A 20,198-nucleotide genomic window follows, 5' to 3' on the forward strand; every position below is an offset into this window, starting at 1 on the left:
AGAAACTTCAGAGCGAGTTCGTCGGTCGCCAGCAGCGCCGCCGCCCTCGTTGGTGAGCGGTTTATAGGCGACACACCCGAAACAAGTCAACACAGACTTTGAAAGAAAATGAAGTTTTTCATAAGCGTCTGTTATTGTTGGTTTATTCTGTTTTTCTGTGTGAGGACGTCAAAAGCCGGCGAATTAACCGGTCTTTAATCCTCGACGCGGGCAAAGGCTCTGTTTCGTGGGATCAGGAGAGAAGGCCACGCAGCATGCTCATTTTCGTGCGGCGAGCTGCCGATTCAACGTCGAGCGCGACAGGCTCGGCCCTAAGGCCAGACGAGGCGTAACCCACAGCAAAACCATATTGCCGCATCGGCAACCGCCGGATATCGTCGGCGTGAACAGCAACCGGTTTCCGCGAAAGACCATGTCATGACGGAGAGTGCAGCACGCAGAACGCATGAGTTCGTTTCGACGCCATCGGCGCGGACGCTTCATGCCGAACTGATGCTGCTCTGTGCCCGTATCGGCTATTCGCCACCCGTATCCATCTGACCCTGTCTCACCAAACGTCAGAAATTCAAGGATACGATGATGACCCTCTCGAACCACAAATATTCCCTGCAAGAATTGCAGGCGCAGGACGCTGCGCATTTTCTCCACCCGTTCACGGATCACAAGGAGTTGCGAGCCCACGGATCGCGCATGATCGTGCGCGGCGAAGGACCCTTCATCTACGATAGCGAAGGCGGCGAGCTTCTCGATGCGATGGCCGGCCTCTGGTGCGTCAATATCGGCTACGGCCGCGATGAACTGGCCGATGTTGCCGCCGCCCAGATGCGCGAATTGCCCTATTACAATGCGTTCTTCAAATGTGCGACACCGGCCCCGGTGCAGCTGTCCGCCAAGCTTGCCGAGCTTGCCCCACCGAATATCAACCAGGTGTTCTACGGCTCGTCGGGTTCGGAATCGAACGACACCGCTGTTCGTCTCGTGCGCCACTACTGGGCGCTGGAGGGCAAGCCGGAAAAGAACATCATCATCTCGCGCCACAATGCCTATCACGGCTCGACCCTGGCCGGCGTCTCGCTCGGGGGCATGAGCCATATGCACAAGCAGATGGGCGGCATGGTGCCCAACATCGTGCACGTAATGGAACCCTATGCCTATGGGCTGGCACTGCCCGGCGAAAGCGATGATGATTTTGGCCTGCGGGCGGCGGGCGCCATCGAGGAGGCGGTTCTTGCGGCCGGCGCCGACAAGGTTGCGGCCTTCATCGGCGAACCGGTGATGGGTGCCGGCGGCGTCCGCATCCCGCCCGCCAGCTACTGGCCGGAAGTTCAGCGGATCTGCAGTAAATACGACATCCTGGTGATGCTCGATGAGGTCATTACCGGTTACGGCCGCACCGGTGAGTGGTTCGCCGCCACCACCTTCGGAATCGAGGCCGACACGATCACCACGGCAAAGGCGCTGACCTCTGGGTACCAGCCGTTGTCGGCACTGCTGATCGGGGACAGGATCGCCAGCACGCTGGTGGAAAAGGGCGGCGAATTCAACCACGGCTATACCTATTCCGGTCATCCGGTTTGCTGCGCCGTCGCCTTGAAGAACCTGGAGATCATCGAGAATGAAGGCCTGGTCGAACGGGTCCGCAACGACACGGGGCCCTATCTTGCCGAGGCGCTCGCGGGACGGCTGAACGATCATCCGCTGGTCGGGCAAACACGATCGGTCGGACTGATGGGTGCGGTTGAAATCGTCCGGGACAAAGGGGAACGGACACGGTTCAAGCCGGATGGGTCTGCCGCGATCAAGGTGCGCGACCACGCGGTGCAGAACGGCTTGATGATCCGTGCCACGGGCGACACCTTGATCATGTCGCCGCCATTGGTCTGGACCCGCGACACGATCGACCTCGCCCTGGACCGTCTGCTGGTGGCTCTTGACCTCGCAGAAGCCGAATTGGCGCCGCTTCGATAAAATTGGAACCAATGGCTGCCGTGCCCGCTACGGCGGACGGCAGCCATTGTTTTGAACCCGATCACCGATTGAAATCAGAAGGCCTGGGTGGTGCCAGATTCAGCGGCCGGTTCGAACCGCATCGATGAGCTTGCGGCAGGCGGCGGGAAGGTCGGACTTTTCACGCAACAGGGCGCCGCCGATCAGGTACATCACGTTGTCACCATAGGCATCCCGCATTTCCGGCACGCGTTCGAAGGTCATGCCGCCGCCAGGCGCGGGCAGGATCGGTTTGAGCCCGCCGAGGTCGCATGTGCAGCCATCCACGATCGCCAGGCATTCATCACGGGAGAAACTGAAACGGCCACCGAAATTCGGATAGATCACCGCATCGACCCCCATCAGCCGCTGCAGGATGCCGTAAAAAAAGCGGTGAGAAAAGCCGATAGTTGGCGTGATGACGTTGGTTCCGCCGAAGGTCGGATGCGAGACGATCGGCAAGCCGAAGTCCGGGTTCGCGGCCAAAGCACGCGAAACGTCGAAGCCGACCAGCGACGGCGCCAGCATGATACCGCCGGCCCCCATCTCCTTGGCCATCCAGGCACGCTCGAAGATTTGATCGGATGGGCCGGTGATGTTCGGCACATAGGTGGTGGCAAAGCCGGTCTTTGCATTGGCATCGCCGATGGCGTCGGTGCAGGCTTTCAGGCGTTCAGTGAACGGCGATGTCTTCTGGTTGGCAAGGCCATGGTCGTCCTTGACATAATCCATTCCGCCCAACGCAAACTGATGGGCGAGCCCGGCAAGTTCGGCGGTGGAGAGGCCAACGGGTTTGATGGCTGACATCAGGATTGGGGCCCGTTTGACACCGGTGCGCTCGCGCAGTCCCACTATTCCGAACCGGGGACCGGACAACAGCGTGGTGATCGCGGGCGAAAGCGTCATCGTCTCGACACGCGTCTGTGTCCGGATCGAGGAATTGCCGAAGACGATGTTCAGCAGTTGCGGAAAGTCGTCACCGATATCATCGTCGCTATAGGAGATTTCCGTGAGAAACCCGCCGCGCGTGTCAGTGCAGGGGTGGACGCTCTCGATCTGCCCAAGAATCTCGTCCTCGATATAACCGGCCGGCACGATATCGCGGGGGATTTCCACCGTCTGCTCGACGGCAATCTCCAGAGCCCGCGCGCGGGCCTCCGTTTCGCTGGCCACGCCGATCCAGTAGGTCACCGAAAAACGGGCCATTTACAGCGCCTCCGCCTTCTGGGCCGAATGCACGGTGTCGATCCGCACGGCTTCGAGCTCGGCATCGTCGATATCGAGATCCTTGCCGAGAAGCTGGCTGATGGCAGAGACCAGCGCGCTGGCATCGAGCCCGTATTTCTTCATCAGGTAAGGCTTGGAAGCGCCATGCGCGAACGTATCCTGCAGGCCGAGACGCCGCAGTTTGACGCCGAGGCCTTCCTCCGCCAGGATTTCCGCCACCAGCGAACCGAGGCCACCAGTGATGGTGTGGTTCTCCAGCGTCACGACGCCCTTCTTGCCCCGCGCCACCCTGATCAGGCCGTCACGATCGAACGGTTTCAGGGTCGAGACATGCAGGTGGTGGATGCCGACGCCACGGTTTTTTAGCGGCTCGGCGGCACGAAGAGCCTCTTCGGTGCAAACGCCTGCGGTCACGACCAGCACGTCATCGCCTTCGCTGAGTGTGCGCAGCTTGTTGAATTCAAACGGGGTCGAGAACAACCTCGGCACTTCGCCGCGCAAGACGCGAACATAGACCGGACCGTCGATGCTGTCGGCAACCTCAAGCACGGTTTCGACTTCGGTGGCGTCGCCGCATTCAAGGATCGTCATGTTCGGGATCGCCCGCATCACCGAAATGTCTTCGATCGCCTGATGGGTGATGCCGCCGGGCGTGGTAATGCCGGGCAGGAAGCCCATCAGCCGCACCTTGCGGTTGGAATAGGCGATCGAATTGATCAGCTGGTCATAGGGGCGGCGATAGAGAAACACCGAAAACGTATGCAGGAACGGCCGAAAGCCCTGCATGGCAAGACCACCGGCAAAGGACAGCATGTTCTGTTCGGCCATGCCGAGCGACAGGAACTGATCCGGGTGCCGGTCGCGGAAACCATCGACTTCGCAGGATGACGTGAGGTCGGCCGACAGGCATAGGATTTCTGGGCGGGCGGAAGCGAAGGTCTCGAAAGCCTTGGCATAGGGACGGTTGACGATATCGACCATGATCAGGCCCTCGCGATTTCGGCTTCATCGACACCGAGCTCGGCAGCGATGGCGGTCTGCATTTCCCGGCGTTCGTCAGCTGATTTGAAACGGACGTAATGGAGGCGCGGAAACCGCTTCTTCAGGAACTCCATGCCCTGGTAGGGCGAGGTGTTGGCTAGAATGATCAGCGGCTTGCCGGGCTCGGCGCTATCGGCAGCATTCCGCATGGCATTGAGGTCATGCCCGTCGATCGAGCGGCAGGTAACGCCGAAGGAGGCGACGCGGGCAGCAAGGTCTCCAAGGTCAAGCACCGACGACATCGCACCGTCGCATTGCTGGCGGTTGACGTCGACGATGACGCGGATGTTGTCGATACCGTGATAGGCCATCGCTGCCAGGCATTCCCAGGTTTGCCCTTCCTGGAACTCGCCGTCGGACATGTAGACCCAGACCTTGCCGGGCTCACCCTGGCGCTTGCGGGCCCAGGCGATACCTGAAGCCATTGAAAGCCCCTGCGCCAGCGAGCCGGTGGTCACTTCCATGCCGGGGCTGTGCTCGGCGCCAATCATTTCGACGGAGCCGCCGTCGACGTTGAAGTGATCGAGCGCATGTTCGTCCATGCGGCCGACCTGGATCAGCGCCGAATAGATCACCAGCGCATAATGTGCCGGCGAGATGATCAGCCGGTCGAATTCGGGAGCAAACGGACCGTGATAACCGGCACCGGTAAAGGCATCGGGGTTGGCGGCCGACGGCACACCGCCGAACGGCAGCGGCACCTTCGGCAAGGTCGGTTCACCCAGCGTCAGCGCCTCGTTGTAGAGAAAGGCGAGGCTTTCGGCAGCCGAACAGGCTTGGCTCAGATAGCCGCCATTGTTGCGCATCGTATGCAGGAAGACCCGCTTGCGAATGCCCGCTGCGACATCCTCGGTGGACTGCTGGTTGGTGAGGTTCATCGCACTCAGCTCCGTTCCGGAAACAGGGCTTTCAACCCTTGAGGCGAGGCATCGGCAATGCCGCGCTCGGTGATCAGGCCGGTGATCAGCCGTGCCGGGGTGACATCGAAGGCCGGATTGGCGGCCGGGCTGCCCTCCGGCGAGATGCGCACCGTGGCAATCGAGCCATCGGCGGCGCGCCCCTGAACAAAGGTCACTTCATCGCTGTTGCGCTCCTCGATCGGGATTTCCTTGACGCCATCATGCACGGTCCAGTCGATCGTCGGCGAGGGCAGGGCGACGTAGAAGGGCACGCCATTGTCCTTGGCGGCGAGCGCCTTCAGATAGGTGCCGATCTTGTTGCAGACATCGCCATCGGCGGTGGTCCGGTCCGTGCCGACAATCACCATGTCGATCTGGCCATGCTGCATCAGATGGCCACCGGCATTATCGACGATCAGCGTATGCGGCACGCCGTGGCCGTTCAGTTCCCAGGCGGTCAGCTGTGCACCCTGATTGCGCGGCCGCGTTTCGTCCACGTAAACATGAACCGGGATGCCGGCTTCCGTCGCCATGTAGATTGGTGCGGTGGCCGTGCCATAATCGACGGTGGCCAGCCAGCCGGCATTGCAATGGGTGAGAATGTTGACAGGCTCTCCGGGTTTCTTCTTTGCGGCGATCTCGCGGATGACCTTCAGCCCGTTGGCGCCGATGCTGCGGTTGAGCTGCACGTCTTCCTCGGCAATTTCGGCTGCACGCTTATAGGCCGCAATGGCGCGTTCGGAAGTGGGCACCTTCCGAAGACCGTTGCGCATTTCATCCAGCGCCCAGCGCAGGTTGATCGCGGTCGGGCGGGTTTCGTGCAGAACGTCCCAGACGGCGTTGAGTGCTTCGTCGCTGGTGTCGTTCTGCATGGCGATGGCAACACCATAGGCGGCTGTGACGCCGATCAGCGGCGCGCCGCGCACCCACATGTCACGGATGGCGACGGCGACATCATCGACGGACTTGAGGGTAACGACCCGGAACTCATGCGGCAGCCAGCGCTGGTCGATGATATCGACCGACCGGCCATCCTCGTTGAGCCAGATGGTGTGGTAGTGGCGATCTCCGACGTTCAAATGACTGTCTCCTTCTCGAGGCGTTCCGCAAGCGCATTGATATCGATAATGCTGTGGATGCGGCGCCGATTGACGGCAAGGTGGCGCCCAAGCTTGAGCGCCTTGGTTTCGCAGCGTGCCCGGATGTCCGGGTCTTCGATGGTTTCGAAATCGGCATTATGGGCCAGACCGAGGATGCGGCGGTGCATTTCGATGCCGGCGAAGCCAAGCATATCGGTCCACAAAGTATGCAGCACCTTGTCCAGGGCCTGCTCCGATCCCAGGTGATCGCCCTGGTCTTCGAACAATGTGCGCTGGTAGAGAATACCGGTGCGCTCGGTGCGCCAGAGATGCGCAAATTCGGCTCGGAAGGTCTCCCATATCTCAACGATGACACCGAGAAGATAGGTCCTCATGTCTTCGCGGCTGCCGCCCTGTTCGTGGCCGGACTGCGAAAAGTAGCTCATCCAGAAATTCGACAGCAGCATGCCGACATCGATCGCCATCGGCCCGTAGAAGGCAAATTCCGGATCGATGACTTTCGTTTCCGTCTCGGTGACCATGACGGAACCGGTATGCAGATCGCCGTGCAGCAGCGTTTCGGCATTGGCGGTGAACAGATGTTTCAGCCGCTGCGCCTCGACCTTGAGATCGCGGTCGGCGCGCAGTTCTGCAACGATCCCGTCAAGCTGCGGCGTGGTGTAATGATTGAGCTTGGCGTCGAAATAAGGGTCCGAAAAGACCAGGTTTTCGGTGATGTCGCAGAGCTCGACATTGTCAGCGAACAGCGCCAGGTCTTCCTTGCGCTTACGCGCTTCCATGGAAAGGTCGGAGCCGCGAAACAGCGTCCGGGCAAGGAACAGGCCCAGGTCGCGGCCGATCTTCGGCAGTTGCCGTCCATCGATCAGTGCCCGGCGCAGGATCACGTGCGGCGTCAGGAATTCCATGACGATGATCGCTTGTTCGCGGTCGAAATGAAGAACCTCCGGCACCATGCCGGGATCGCGCTCCGCCTCACGCTTCAGCGCATGATATTCGAAATAGGAGCGCTTCAGCGGCAGCGGCCAGCTCTCACCGACTAGCCGCACATAGGGCAGCGCCTGCTTGACGATAGCGCTGCCGGTGTCGCCATCGACGATGAAAACGAGATTGAGATTGCCGTCGCCGACCTCGCGCACCTTCCAGCGAGCACTATCTGCGCCGATCCGGCCGGCCAGGGCTGCATTGCTGCCCAGCCGCAAGGGCAAGGTTTCCGGCGTCAGCGCTTCGAAATTGGTCGTACTCATGTTTCCTCCTCTCCATCGGAGCGGCGCGCCGGTTAGAAAAACGCCCGGCACTCTCCTCGTTCCGCTCCCGGCGCGATGCGTCTCCACACGCATTCACGCCGTCCTTTCCCTTTTGGTAAGCCACCATACTGTCAAATGTCAATGGGCTTGACATTTGATTAGATGGCAGCCTAACCTGATTGTCAGGGAGGAGCAGATGATACAGGAAAACGTTTTCCGTATTGAGGGTCTGCGCAAATCGTTCGGTCCAATCCAGGTTCTGGGTGGGGTCGATCTGAATTTGCGCGCCGGGGCCGTCACGGTGCTGATGGGCGCCAACGGAGCAGGGAAATCGACACTCGTGAGGATCGTCAGCGGCGTCTATGGACGCGACGCCGGCACGATCACGCTTGCTGGTCAGCCGTATGCGCCTGTTACACCCGCCGATGCCATGCGCGCCGGTGTCGTCACCGTGCACCAGAACATCAATGACGGTGTCGTCGCCGATCTCGATGTTGCCACCAACCTGACGCTCGACCGCATGAACGGTCGTGGCGCCCACCTGATTTTCAATCCCCGCCGCATCCGGCGCGAGGCAAAGGCCGTCGCCGACCGCATGGGGCTGGCCATCGATCTCAATGCGACGGTCGCCGATCTTTCACTGGCCGACCGGCAGATGGTATCCATTGCCCGCGCCATGGCGCACGAACCCAAAGTCCTTATTCTCGACGAACCGACCTCGTCGCTGTCGAGTGCGGAGGCAGACCGGTTGTTCGAGCTGGTCGACCGCTTGCGCGCCCGTGGCGTTGCGATTCTCTATATTTCACACCGCATGTCCGACATCCGGCGCCTTGCCGACAGCATCGTCTCCCTGCGGGACGGCCGCATCGCCGGGCTGTTCGAAGGCGAAAACCTCGACTACGAGGGCGCCGTCAATGCCATGCTCGGCCAGAAGATCAGCCTGAGCAACATCGTTGTGCGCGACGGTACGGCCCCTGTGTTCAAGGCGGAGAAGCTCACCATCGCGCGGGGTGCAAAGCCGTTTTCAATGACGCTTGGCGATGGCGAAGTGGTGGCGATCACCGGCCTTGTCGGTGTCGGCAAGACGGCGTTGGCCGAAACCCTGTTTGGCGCCCGTGTCCCGGTGTCTGGATCGATGATGCTCGATGGGCGCCCCTATGCGCCGAAAACGACCCGTGCAGCGATCGACCAGGGTGTCTTCCTGGTCGCCAAGGATCGCGGCGACAGCGGCATCGTTCCGGATTTCAACATCTACGAGAATGTCAGCCTGCCATTTCTGAAGCGGATCTCAAATTTCGGCATTTCCAATCGCTGGGCTGAGCGGGCACAGGCGCGCCAGCAGATTTCAGCGCTCGGCATCGTCTGCCGGACCGAGCGCGACGAGATGCACACATTGTCGGGCGGCAACCAGCAGAAAGTCATGGTTGGCCGATGGCTGAGCCAGGCATCGCGCCTGCTCATCCTCGACGAGCCCTTCCAGGGCGTCGATATTTCCGCGCGCCGGGATATCGCCGCGAAACTGCGAGCTTCAGCTTCAGGCCGCGCCACCATCGTTTTCCTGACCGAACTGGACGAAGCCTTCGAGATCGCCGACCGTATTCTGGTGATGTCGGAACACACGCTGGTCGGTGAGCACCGCAACGCCGACGTCAATGTCGACAGACTTCTGGCCGAAATTGCCGGCCAACATGAAATGGTACTTTAGACATGAGCATTGAACAGACGACTGCCAGTCCATCCACTCACAAGGCCGCACCGGCGGCCGCAGCGCTGACACCGCGAGAGATCGCCATTAAATATGGCTTCATCACGCTGCTGTTCGGCATGATCCTGTATTTCTGCATCATGACCAGCGGCTTTGCCTCACCGCAGAGCGCCGTCTTCATCTTCCAGTCCGTGTCGATCACCGGGATCCTGGCGCTTGGTGTGACCGCGACCTTGGTGGTCGGCGGGTTTGACCTGTCGATCGGATCGGTCGCCACAACGGCAATGATGGCGTCGTCCTATGTCATGGTAGTGATGGGTGGCGACGCGCTGACGGCAACGCTTGTCTGCCTTGCCATCGGCGTCATCGTCGGCCTGATCAACGGTTTCCTGATCGTCTACATGCGCGTTCCGGACCTTTTGGCAACGCTGGGAATGATGTTCCTGCTGGTCGGTCTGCAGCGCATCCCCACCGAAGGCCGTTCGATCGCCACCGGCATGAGCATGCCGGACGGTTCGACCGCCACGGGCACCTTCAGCCCCGCCTTCCTGGCGCTCGGCCGTCACCGTTTCGATTTCGTCCTGCCCAATCTAGTGCCAGTGTCGGTCGTAGTCCTGATCGTGCTTGCCATCCTCATCTGGTTCTTCCTGGAATATACCCGCTTCGGCCGGATGATGTATGCGGTCGGCTCGAATGAGCGGGCGGCCGGGCTCGCAGGCGCACCCGTTAACGCCTACAAGATCTGGGCCTACATCATCTCCGGCGTCTTTGCCTCTATCGGCGGCATCCTGCTGGCAGCCCGTCTCGGGCGCGGCGATATCGCGTCGGGCAATAATCTTCTGCTCGATTCCGTCGCCGCGGCCCTGATCGGCTTTGCCGTGCTCGGCGCTGCCAAGCCAAACGCGTTCGGCACCGCCATCGGCGCACTGTTCGTCGGCGTGCTTCTGCAGGGGCTGACGATGATGAACGCGCCCTATTACACCCAGGACTTCGTCAAGGGCTTCGTGCTCGTCATCGCCCTGGTGTTCACCTTTGCGCTCTCGAGGAGGGGCAAACGCTAAGGAGCTAAGCTCCGTGCGGGACTGCAAATCAAACAACAAGTCTATTGTGGAGGAGACCCTTATGACTTTTACGCGGAGAACTTTTTCAAAGCTCGCGCTTGGAATGCTGGCTGCAACGACGCTGGGAGGCGCGTCGTTTGCCGCTGATATGCCGGCACCGTTCGACAAGCCCGGTGACGTCAAGATTGCACTGGTGCGCTACCTGTCGACCGGCGATTTCTTTCAGTCTTATCTGTCGGGCGTGGAATCGCAAGCCAAGGCGCTCGGCGTCGATTTGCGCGTGCTCGACAGCCGCCAGGATGCAGCCCTGCAGGCCGACATGGTCGATCAGGCCATCGCGCTTGGCGTCCAGGGCATCATCATCCAGCACGGCCTGACCGAATCCATGAAGGAAGCGGCCCAGCGCGCGGTGGATGCCGGCATCAAGGTCGTCGCCTTCGACGTCAATGTCGAAAACGAAAAGATCCCGCAGGTCGAACAGTCAGACCGCGACCTCGCCCGTCTGGCTTTGGAACAGGCGATCAAGGACAATGGCGAAAGCTGGAAGGCTGGTTATGTCTACGTCGCCGGCATCGCGCCGCTCGACCGCCGCGACGAAACCTGGAAGGAATTCAAGAAGAAATATTCGGGGATCAATGAGGCCGCGATGTTCGGCACCATGGACAATCCGATTGCCAATTCCGTCGCCAACCAGGCTCGTTCGGTCATATCAGCCAATCCGGACATCACCGTGATGTTCGCGCCTTACGACGAATTCGCCAAGGGCGTGAAAATTGCCGTCGACGAAGCCGGCATGTCGTCCAGCGTCAAGATCTACTCGGCCGACATCTCGACCTCCGATATCGCCGCGATGCGCGAGCCGGACAGCGCCTGGGCTGCAACAGCCGCCACCAACCCGGCCGTCGTCGGTCAGGTCTCGGTACGCACGCTGGCGATGATGCTGGCTGGCGAAGATCCGGGCCGGAGCGTCATCGTTCCGCCGACATTGATCACCCAGAAGGACCTCAACGACAACGACATCAAGAACATGGAAGAACTCGGCGCCAAACTGCCACAGTTCGCCCACGCTGATGTCGCCATGCCGAAGTGGATGCCGAACCCGAACGCAAAGTAATCCACACCCCCAGTGGTAACTTTAGGCGGCCTCCGGGCCGTCTTTTTTGTTTTGGTGTGGCGGCCCGGCTTGATTGCTCAGGATATCCTTTTTTGATATATGTATATCTCGAAGGGATATACACTTGGCTCTTTTCATTCGTGATGACACCGTCGATGCGCTCGCAGTACAACTGCAGAAGGCTCTCAAGGCACCGACCAAGACGGAAGCGGTACGACAGGCTTTGCAGCGCGAACTTGATCGCGTGCAACAGCAGCGCCCGTTGCGGGACCGGATTGCCAAGGCCCAGGCCATCGCCGGGGCAATTGGCTCAAGCGATCCCAATTTCGATATGAAGATATTCACTGATGAGATGTGGGATAATCTCTGATGGTCCTTGATGCATCCGTCATCGTGGCTGTCATCACCCGTGAACCCGGCTGGGAGGAAATCGTCAAGCGGCTGGAAATCGGTGACGGGGCGTTCGTGGTATCGCCAGTCGCCCGTTTCGAAGCGGTGCTCGGCATCGCCCGGAAATTCCAGCCGCCAGACAAGCCGAAAAACAAGCGGACCGTTGCCGCAGCCAATGCCGCCGTCGCGGAGTTTCTGGCAGCGATCGGGACCACGGAGATGGCTGTGACGCCGGAAATCGGCTCGATCGCCATCGAGACAGCCATGATCTACGGCAAGGCGGTTGGCCACCCGGCGGATCTCAACTTCGGAGACTGTTTCAGCTACGCCTGTGCGAAGGCGCTGAACATCGCCCTTGAATACAAGGGCGATGACTTCGCGTTGACGGACCTCGCCTGAACGAGGTTACGATCTTGGCTTACCGCATCGCCGCAGCGATGTTCCCGCCATCGACTGTGGTGACGTCAGCGGTGGTGCGCTCGGCCAGAGCCTGATGCACGAAGGCCTGGGCGACGTCGTCGGCCGTCACCTCAAGGCCCAGCAGGTTGCCGCCCATATAGTCCTTGACCGACAAGCCGCGAGCCGCCGAACGATTGGCGATCATCTCTTCGTTGAGCAGGCCTGAGCGGATACGGTCGGCATTGACCGCGTTCACGCGGATGCCGTCCTTGCCGTGTTCCAGAGCATACTGGCGTGACAGGAACAATGCTGCTGCCTTGGGCAGGCCATAGGCTCCGAAATTGGCACCCGGATTGACCGCCTGTTTGCTGGCATTGAACAGCAGCACGCCGCCGGTGGCCTGCTCCTTCATGATCCGGACCGCATTCTGCGCTACGCTCTGATGCGAGAAGAAATTCAGCTCGAAGCTTTTGCGAAGCAGAGCATCGTCCATGGTGGCAATCGGGCTTTCCCACGCAGCACCCGCATTGGAGACAACGATATCGACGCCGCCATAGGTAGTGACGGCAGAATCGAAGGCTGCGCGAACCGAGGCAGGGTCGGTGACGTCGCAGGCGAGGCCGATCGATTGATTGCCAATCGACTTTGCAACCTCCGCCGCCTTGGCACCGTCGAGATCGAGTACCACGACATGGGCACCTTCACGGGCAAAAGCCTTGGCCGCCGCCGCGCCGATGGCGCCAGCGCCGCCGGTGACGATGGCGACCTGGCCGGTGAACGGCTTGGCTTTGGCGCCGGCAAGCTTTGCCTGCTCGAGAGACCAGTATTCCAGATCGAACAAATCGGGCTTGCTGACCGGCTGAAAGCGGCCGATGGATTCGGCATCGCGGGCCGCCTCGATCCACATTTCTCCGACATCGGCGGCGATCTTCGCATCCTTCAGGGTACGGCCGTGGCCGAACATGCCCAGGCCCGGCACTAGAGTCAAACGCGGCATCGGATCCAGCATGACGCGTGTGACGTCGTCGCGTCCGTCATTTGCCTCAAAATAGGCGGTATAATCCTTGGCAAAGGCCGCAACACGCTCGGCGATGACGGCCTTGTATCCATCCAGATTGTTCGCATCCGGCGCTGGCAGAACCATCGGTCCCGTCTTGATGCGGATCGACAGATCGGGCGTCGAAACGCCGCGCGAAGCCATGTCCTCGACCTGTGCGGCATTGACGAAATCGAGGATTGCCGGCGAGGTGCGGAACTCGCCGATCATCCGGTCGTACCGGCCTTCACCCTTTGAGACCGCGACGGCGCCGCGCAGCATCGCTGCGATATCGTTGGGCTTGGCGAGATTTGCGGGCAGGGCGGCCGGGGTGAACGGGTTCTTGCCGTTTTTCGCCACGTAATCTTCAGCCAACGTCACATAGTGGATCATCCGGTCATAGGCTTCCTTGGCGGTGGCGCCGAAGGTGAAGATACCGTGCTTGTCGAGGATCAGGCCATCCACCGTCGGGTCCCGGTCGAACACTTCGGCGGCCAGCTTGGCGAGATCGAAGCCCGGCATCACATAGGGCACCAGCCCCATCTTGGGCCCAAACACCTTGGCGCTGACCTCCATGCTGCCCTCAAGGTCGGCAATCGCCAAAACGCCGGTCGAATGGGTGTGATCGACGAACTTGTGCGGAATGAAGGCATGCAGCAGCGCCTCGACGGATGGATTGGGCGAGGCCGGATCGATCAGGTTGGCGCGCTGCAGCGTTACCATGTCCTCATCGGAAAGCTTGGTCAGCTTGCGGGCCTTCAGGAGTGGCGCGATCTTGACGGCGGGAAGGCCGGCAGGCTCGATGATGCCCATATCCCAGCCGCTACCCTTGACGCAGAGCACATCCCATTCGTCGCCGATGAGATCACTGACGGTTGTTTTCACCGATGTATTGCCGCCGCCATGCAGGACCAGTCGCGGATCACCGCCGAGCAGCCGCGTTGTATAGGTGCGCAACGCCAGATCGCGGTTGATGCCCTTTGTGGCATAGGTGGCGACCATGGCGTCGGCGTCGGTATCGCTCCAGAGATTTTTCATTGTTTGCTCCTCCCTTTGACAGGTATTCAAGCCCGATTCTCGCCGGGCGGATCAGGATATGATTGGGATCGTCTATGGTTTGGTGCGGCTCCGCGCCTCGGCGCTCCAGCGCTTAAGAAGCCGCCGGGCCATGGAGGTTGTCACCACCAGATGCGAAGCAAAGCCGCCCTTCAGAGCCGCCACAAGAGGTTCGAACTTGTCGTCTTCCTGCACCACCATCATGCGCTTGCCGATCGCGCGAATGGAATCGAGATCGGCGGAAATGCAGCGCCGATTATGGGCACAGTCCAGCCACCGGCCTTCACGGTCGATGATCTGGCCGGCGATGACGCCGGCAGCGCCGGTTTGCCCGAGCACATGCATTTCTTCCGCCGTCAGCGCACCGCATTTTACCAGGTGGCTATCATCTTCGATGCCGCCAACGGAATAGAGCGCCAACTGGCAGTCGGAAATCGTCGCCATCTGCTCGCGGATCACTGGTTCGGCCCGCAGTGCTGCGGCCAGTTGTTCGGAACTCAGCACCAGCGGCGCATAAACATTGATGCCTTCGGCATTGAGACGCCGGGCGATTTCCGTGGTGCACTGATCGGGCCGATAGGAATACGGCGCGCCGAGATTTCCACATAGCTGGACGACGGTGACGCCCTGCAGGTCTGCATAGGGCATGACATCGGCCAGGTGATAAACCGTGCGGCCCCAGGCAACGCCGACACGATCGCCCTTGTTGATCAATTCCAGGAACACGGCAGCCGCAACCACCGGCATTTCCGCCGTCGGATCCATGGCCTGCCGGTCTTCTGGCACGATCCACACCGAGGTCAGCCCGAGCTCATCCTCCAACTGGCGCGCCAAAATGTCGTCGGCAAACAGCTGTGTCGATGTGGCGATGTTGACGATGCCGGTTTCGCGGGCGCGCCGTAGATAGGTGGCGACGGACGCACGGGAAATATTCAGCCGCTGCGCCACTTCATCCTGTCGAAGGCCATGGGTATAATAGAGCCACGCCGCCTTGTGCAGGATCTGATCAGTGGACCGGATGGGCATCATGTCTCCTTCAAACGTCGAATTAGACAATAGTCATCACTGCTGACAAAAGTCAAATGCGACCCCTTGGAAGCAAGCATATTGTCGAGGGAGCCTTCCGATAAGGGGCGATGCACATCGAAAGGCAGGGCGCCAAATGCATTCAGTCACTCGCAAGGCGAAAAGGTCGAAGCGTGGAAGGCAGCATTGCCGTCACGCAGTCCTCAAACATGGCGAACGGCGCCGCGCTTCACGATGTGAGCGGGTCAATGGTTACGATTTTGGGCTGGGAGACAGCTCAATCACTCTGTCGGCAAAGCCGTACGCGGCGATGAAAGCGGCGTGTTCGCTGGCGCGCAGGAATGACTGGCAGCGCGGGTTCAGGCATCAGCATTATGCCGGAAAGTCAGTTTCCGGCATAACGGATCGTATCATTCACGCTGCAAGATACTTCTTCAGGAAGGCCCGGGTGCGGTCCTGGGTGGGGGCACGGAAGATTTCGCTTGGCGGTCCTTCCTCGACCACGACGCCACCGTCCATGAACAGGACGCGGTCGGCGACTTCGCCGGCAAAGCGCATCTCATGGGTGACGATCAGCATGGTCATGTGCTCGGCGGCTAGCTGCTTCATCACGGCGTTGACCTCGTCGACCAATTCCGGGTCGAGTGCCGAAGTTGCCTCGTCGAACAGCATCACCTTCGGCTGCATGGCAAGCGCCCGGGCGATGGCAACACGCTGTTTCTGACCACCGGACAGCCGCGACGGATAGGCATCGACCTTCTCCGCCAGCCCGACCTTCGACAACAGCTCGATGGCAAGCTCGCGGGCCGCTTTCTTGGCCATACCCTTGAGAATCACCGGACCCATGGTGATGTTTTCCAGAACGGTCAGATGCGGAAACAGATTGAAGTGCTGGAACACCATGCCCATCTGCTGGCGCACCACGTTGATATGGCGCTCGAAAGCAGCACCACGCAAAGGCTGATTGACCTGTACGCCATCAAGCCAGATCTCGCCGCCGTTCAATGTTTCGAGATGATTGATGGAGCGCAGAAGCGTGCTCTTGCCCGAGCCGCTAGGGCCGATAATGGCAACGATCTGCCCGCGCGTGACGGATAGATCGATCCCCTTGAGGACTTCCAAAGCGCCATAAGCCTTGCGGGCGCCCTTTACCTCGACCATGGGCCGCTGGACGGTCATCGGGTTACCTCCACTTGCTTTTCGACCTGCCGCAAACCGGTTTCAAGGACGAGATTGAGTATGTAATACAGTGCTGCCACCGTGATGTAGAATTCGAATGGCCGGAATGTTTCGCTGATGGCCAGTTGCGCCGAATGCACGAGTTCGGCGATGCCGATGATCGAAACCAGCGACGATTCCTTCAACAGGACGATGAGGTTATTGCCGATCGAGGGCAGGGTATTGCGTACCGCCTGCGGTATGACAACGTAGCGCAGCGTCTGGAACCGGCCGAAGCCGATGCTGCGCGCACCTTCCGTCTGTCCGACATCGACCGAGACGATACCGGCGCGCAGGACGTCGGCATTGTAGACGGCAAAGTGCAGCCCCAGACCAATGATGCCGGCAGCGAGCGCCGGGATGTTGATGCCGATCTGCGAAAGGCCGAAATAGATCAGGAACAGCTGCAAAAGCAACGGCGTTCCCATGAACAGCCACATGAAGAAGCGGATCGGATAGGCAATCACCTTCGGTGCATAGAGCACGGCGACGGCAAAGAAGATGCCGAAGAAGAAGCTGATGACTGCACCGGTAACGGTCAGTACCACCGTCCACCACACCCCCATAAGGAGGATGTCGGTATAGGGCGTGACGACGCTGAAATCGAGACCTTGCATGCTGCGCCCTCCCTCAGTTGATTGCGTAGCGGCGATCGAGGACATCGACCGCCCGCGCTACGGCATAAACGATGATCATGTAGAGCAGGGCGGCAATCCCAAAAATCTCGAACGGCTTGTAGGTGGAGCCGATGAAGCGTTGTGCCGTGTAGGTCAGTTCGACGACCGAGATCGTCGAGACCAGCGCCGAACCCTTGATCAAACCCACCGCGTTGACGCCGAGCGGGCGGATCATCAGGCGCGCTGCCTGCGGCAGGACCACCAGACGCAGGGTCTGAAGCTTGCTGAAGCCGATCGTGCGCGCCGCCTCTCCCTGGCCCCGGTCGACGCCGAGAATGCCTCCCCGAATGGATTCGGCCATGTAGGCGCCGATGTTCAGTCCGAGACCGATGACACCGGCAGCAAAGGGATCGAGATTGATGCCGATCTGCGGACCGCCGAAATAAAGCACGAACAGCTGGATCAGGCACGGTGTACCGCGAAAGACGCTGACATAAAAACTTCCGAATGCCCTTAAGACAAACGAGCCCGACATCTTCGCCGAAGCGATGACGGCTGCGACCGCAAGGCCGAGCAGCAACGACAGTACCGATATCTGCACTGTGACCCAAGCGGCTTCCACGAAAAACGGGAAGACGCGCAGCATCAGCGGGAAATCCATGGGAAAAACTCCGGGAGAGGCCTGCGAACGACATTTGGCCGGCTGATCTGGCCGGCCAAATGCGTCCGATTATCGATCGATCAGCGGATGTCGCTGCCAACCCATTGCATGGCGATCTTTTCGTAGGAACCGTCCGCCATCATCTCGTCGAGAGCCTTCTGCATGGCAGCCTTCAGCTCGGGATTGTTCTTGCGGATGGCGATGCCGATGGCGACGCTGCCGCCTTCGATATCAGGCGTTTCGAGACGGCGGACCTTTTCACCGGTTTCCTTGACGGCAACCATCACCGGGATATTGTCGACGACGATGGCATCGACGCGCCCGGCCTTCAGTTCGAGCAGCAGCTCAGGCAGGCCCTTGTAGGTGCGCACGTCCCAGCCGCCCTGTTCGCGAGCCCATTTCTCATGGGTTTCGCCAAGCGTGACGCCGAGCGTCTTGCCCTTCAATTCGTCCAGCTTCTGGACGGCCGAAGCTTCGTTGACGAACACCGCGCGGCCGGCATGGTAGTACGGGCCGACGAAATCGACGACCTTCTCGCGCTCCGGCGTGATGGTCATCGATCCGACGACGGTGTCGAACTTGTTGGCGAGCAGGCCGGCGATAATGCCGTCCCAAGCGGTGGTGACGAGCGTACCCTTGACGCCGACCCGTTCGGCGATCGCCGTTCCGATCGAGGCATCAAAGCCAACGACTTCGTTCTTCTCGTTGACGAAGTTGAAGGGCGGGTACTGGCCGGACATGGCAATGCGGATTTCACCGGAGGACTTGATCGCCTCAAGATCGTCGGCACTGGCCGAAAAAGCGGTAAAGCTGGCAGCAAGGGCCAGGGTGGCGGCCATGAGGCCTGAAATGAGTGTCTTCATGTGCTGTTTTCCTCTGGATGAAAGCGCATTCTCTGTCGCTGGGGTACGCGTGGACGCGCCTTCCGGTTTTGATGATTGCCTTTGTGCTATTATTGCGCAAATAGATAATGGAAATAGAAGGTATAGATTTCAGGAATGATACCATCACGATCCGAAAGGCTGGTTTGGGAGCTCGACTGGAACCTCCTGCGAACCTTCGTGGTTATCGCCGAGGTCAACAGCATCACCCGCGCCGCCGAGCAGCTTAATCTCAAGCAACCCAGTGTCAGCAACGCACTTCGCCGGCTGGAAGACCGGATAGGCCGCAGGCTGGTAGAGCGCGACGCCACCCGGTTTGAGCTGACCGATGTCGGCCAGCTGCTGTATGAACAAAGCATCGAGGTCTTCGGCACGATCTCGCAGCTTCCGCAACTGGTGCGTGGCGTCGGCGACGACGTCACCGGCCATGTCACGATCGCGGTCGCCAGCCACGTCGTCTCGCCGATCTTCGACAAGGCATTGACGGCGTTTCATCGCAGCCACCCGCGCGCAACGGTCACCATCTCGGTCGCAACCAGCGGCGACGTGTCCCGGCAGGTCCGTGAAAAGCGGGCGTCTCTGGGGCTTTGCCTTGTCAGCAATCGCGATGCTGCCCTGGATTACACCATGGTCTACCGGGAATTCTTCGGTTTTTTCTGCGGGCCGGATCACCCGTTCTTCGGACAACAGGGCTTGAAGCTCGCCGATTTGAAGGGCGAGCCTTCCGTCTCGTTCCACACGGACAATGTTGCCGATGTGCTGCGGCCAGTGGCGCTTTTGCGCAGCGAGGCAAAACTGGCAAGCAATGTGGTCGGCGTCTCGTCAAGCCTTGAGGAGGTCCGGCGCATGATCGTGGCAGGGCTCGGTATCGGCCCGCTCCCTGTTCACGTCGCCAAGCGCGATGTGCAGGATGGCCTTTTGTGGCGGTTGCCGCCCTATGAGGCGCCCCCCGCGATCGACGTGTTCCTGCTGGTGAACCCTGAGAAAATCATCAACCGTGCCGAAAAGGCGCTCATCACCGGTATCCAGACCGCAATCGCCGAAACGCCGCTCGATGAGCGCATCTACGGCGCTTAACCGGCACTGTTTTCGTTGGATGCTGCCTCAGTCTGAAACGCCTCTGCACGTGTCCGCATCTCGGGGTCGATTGCAACGGCGACCCGCCCGACAAGATCGAACCGGACGCTGACCGTGCGGTTGACCGCATGGACGACGCCGTCGAGCGAACCGGACATGACCTGCTCGAACGTCACCGAACTGCGCCCGGCCTTCACCACGCGAGAGTGGATCGTCAGCAACGCGCCAGCTTTGGTCTCGTGCTTGTATTCAACCTCCGAGCGGACATCCGCCCAGCCTCGGCTTGTATCGGCAAGACCGTCTGCGCCGGCGATATGACCAAGAAGCTGAAAACTGGCATCGTCGAACATCGCGGCATAATAGCGAACGTTCATATGCCCCATGACGTCGCACATCCACGGATGGGCCACGCCAACATAAGTGACAAGCGATTGATCCGGCATGTTTTCCTCCCGCACCG

The 20,198-nt window shown here is 60.3% G+C and carries 20 protein-coding genes; 8 read left to right on the plus strand and 12 right to left on the minus strand.

Annotated elements, in window-relative coordinates; translation table 11 throughout:
* Nucleotides 1–417: 417 nt before the first annotated feature.
* Both ACP7E6_RS26640 and ACP7E6_RS26645 read left to right on the plus strand, forming a co-directional pair.
* Entirely contained in the window at nt 418–540 is a 123-nt protein-coding gene (locus ACP7E6_RS26640; protein WP_426232775.1) for a hypothetical protein, read from the plus strand.
* A 39-nt stretch (nt 541–579) separates the two neighbouring features.
* A complete protein-coding gene (locus ACP7E6_RS26645; RefSeq protein WP_426232777.1) occupies nt 580–1,968 on the plus strand; it encodes an aspartate aminotransferase family protein in 1,389 nt (462 codons plus the stop codon).
* Nucleotides 1,969–2,067: 99 nt separating this feature from the next.
* On the opposite strand, the gene ACP7E6_RS26650 is transcribed toward ACP7E6_RS26645, so the two are convergent.
* Genes ACP7E6_RS26650 through mtnK form a run of 5 tightly spaced genes read right to left on the minus strand, consistent with a single transcriptional unit; the run spans nt 2,068 to nt 7,497 of the window.
* Nucleotides 2,068–3,192, minus strand: coding sequence for a RuBisCO large subunit C-terminal-like domain-containing protein (locus ACP7E6_RS26650; protein ID WP_426232779.1), 1,125 nt, complete (start codon nt 3,190–3,192; stop codon nt 2,068–2,070).
* Entirely contained in the window at nt 3,193–4,194 is a 1,002-nt protein-coding gene (locus ACP7E6_RS26655; RefSeq protein ID WP_426232781.1) for a transketolase family protein, read from the minus strand.
* A gap of 2 nt (nt 4,195–4,196) precedes the next feature.
* Nucleotides 4,197–5,132 carry a transketolase gene (locus ACP7E6_RS26660; RefSeq protein WP_426232783.1) on the minus strand — a complete coding sequence of 312 codons (936 nt, stop codon included), beginning with the start codon at nt 5,130–5,132 and terminating at the stop codon, nt 4,197–4,199.
* Between the two features lie 5 nt (nt 5,133–5,137).
* Nucleotides 5,138–6,232, minus strand: a complete 1,095-nt coding sequence (gene mtnA, locus ACP7E6_RS26665) for an S-methyl-5-thioribose-1-phosphate isomerase (RefSeq protein WP_426232785.1) — start codon at nt 6,230–6,232, stop codon at nt 5,138–5,140.
* Nucleotides 6,229–7,497, minus strand: coding sequence for an S-methyl-5-thioribose kinase (gene mtnK, locus ACP7E6_RS26670; RefSeq protein WP_426232786.1), 1,269 nt, complete (start codon nt 7,495–7,497; stop codon nt 6,229–6,231). Before mtnK ends, mtnA begins: the two co-directional genes overlap by 4 nt.
* A gap of 196 nt (nt 7,498–7,693) precedes the next feature.
* Here mtnK and ACP7E6_RS26675 point away from each other — a divergent pair, with 196 nt between their 5' ends.
* From ACP7E6_RS26675 to ACP7E6_RS26695, 5 genes are all read left to right on the plus strand, one after another.
* Nucleotides 7,694–9,202 (plus strand): sugar ABC transporter ATP-binding protein, encoded by a 1,509-nt coding sequence (locus tag ACP7E6_RS26675; protein ID WP_426232788.1) that lies wholly within the window; start codon nt 7,694–7,696, stop codon nt 9,200–9,202.
* 2 nt (nt 9,203–9,204) lie between these two features.
* Nucleotides 9,205–10,263, plus strand: coding sequence for an ABC transporter permease (locus tag ACP7E6_RS26680; protein WP_426232790.1), 1,059 nt, complete (start codon nt 9,205–9,207; stop codon nt 10,261–10,263).
* Between the two features lie 61 nt (nt 10,264–10,324).
* Nucleotides 10,325–11,377, plus strand: coding sequence for a substrate-binding domain-containing protein (locus tag ACP7E6_RS26685; protein ID WP_426232792.1), 1,053 nt, complete (start codon nt 10,325–10,327; stop codon nt 11,375–11,377).
* Between the two features lie 124 nt (nt 11,378–11,501).
* Nucleotides 11,502–11,747, plus strand: coding sequence for a type II toxin-antitoxin system VapB family antitoxin (locus tag ACP7E6_RS26690; RefSeq protein WP_426232794.1), 246 nt, complete (start codon nt 11,502–11,504; stop codon nt 11,745–11,747).
* Nucleotides 11,747–12,166 (plus strand): type II toxin-antitoxin system VapC family toxin, encoded by a 420-nt coding sequence (locus ACP7E6_RS26695; RefSeq protein WP_426232796.1) that lies wholly within the window; start codon nt 11,747–11,749, stop codon nt 12,164–12,166. Before ACP7E6_RS26690 ends, ACP7E6_RS26695 begins: the two co-directional genes overlap by 1 nt.
* Nucleotides 12,167–12,185: 19 nt before the next feature.
* On the opposite strand, the gene ACP7E6_RS26700 is transcribed toward ACP7E6_RS26695, so the two are convergent.
* From ACP7E6_RS26700 to ACP7E6_RS26725, 6 genes are all read right to left on the minus strand, one after another.
* Nucleotides 12,186–14,240: a bifunctional aldolase/short-chain dehydrogenase gene (locus ACP7E6_RS26700; RefSeq protein ID WP_426232798.1), complete on the minus strand. Its 2,055-nt coding sequence runs from the start codon at nt 14,238–14,240 to the stop codon at nt 12,186–12,188.
* Nucleotides 14,241–14,312: 72 nt separating this feature from the next.
* Nucleotides 14,313–15,284 carry a sugar-binding transcriptional regulator gene (locus tag ACP7E6_RS26705; protein WP_426232800.1) on the minus strand — a complete coding sequence of 324 codons (972 nt, stop codon included), beginning with the start codon at nt 15,282–15,284 and terminating at the stop codon, nt 14,313–14,315.
* 414 nt (nt 15,285–15,698) lie between these two features.
* The gene (locus tag ACP7E6_RS26710) at nt 15,699–16,463 is read right to left on the minus strand and encodes an amino acid ABC transporter ATP-binding protein (protein WP_426232802.1); all 765 of its coding nucleotides are present in this window, start codon (nt 16,461–16,463) and stop codon (nt 15,699–15,701) included.
* A complete protein-coding gene (locus ACP7E6_RS26715; protein ID WP_426232804.1) occupies nt 16,460–17,119 on the minus strand; it encodes an amino acid ABC transporter permease in 660 nt (219 codons plus the stop codon). Before ACP7E6_RS26715 ends, ACP7E6_RS26710 begins: the two co-directional genes overlap by 4 nt.
* Before the next feature lie 13 nt (nt 17,120–17,132).
* The gene (locus ACP7E6_RS26720) at nt 17,133–17,780 is read right to left on the minus strand and encodes an amino acid ABC transporter permease (RefSeq protein ID WP_426232806.1); all 648 of its coding nucleotides are present in this window, start codon (nt 17,778–17,780) and stop codon (nt 17,133–17,135) included.
* Nucleotides 17,781–17,860: 80 nt separating this feature from the next.
* Nucleotides 17,861–18,643, minus strand: a complete 783-nt coding sequence (locus ACP7E6_RS26725) for an ABC transporter substrate-binding protein (protein ID WP_426232808.1) — start codon at nt 18,641–18,643, stop codon at nt 17,861–17,863.
* Nucleotides 18,644–18,778: 135 nt separating this feature from the next.
* Here ACP7E6_RS26725 and ACP7E6_RS26730 point away from each other — a divergent pair, with 135 nt between their 5' ends.
* On the plus strand, nt 18,779–19,738 hold the full coding sequence (locus tag ACP7E6_RS26730) for a LysR family transcriptional regulator (protein WP_426232809.1): 960 nt from the start codon (nt 18,779–18,781) through the stop codon (nt 19,736–19,738).
* On the opposite strand, the gene ACP7E6_RS26735 is transcribed toward ACP7E6_RS26730, so the two are convergent.
* Nucleotides 19,735–20,181 carry an acyl-CoA thioesterase gene (locus tag ACP7E6_RS26735; protein ID WP_426232810.1) on the minus strand — a complete coding sequence of 149 codons (447 nt, stop codon included), beginning with the start codon at nt 20,179–20,181 and terminating at the stop codon, nt 19,735–19,737. The two genes, ACP7E6_RS26730 and ACP7E6_RS26735, sit on opposite strands and share 4 nt — an antisense overlap.
* Between the last annotated feature and the right edge of the window lie 17 nt (nt 20,182–20,198).

It is taken from the genome of Pararhizobium sp. DWP3-4 (assembly GCF_049898205.1).
GTDB lineage: Bacteria > Pseudomonadota > Alphaproteobacteria > Rhizobiales > Rhizobiaceae > Pararhizobium.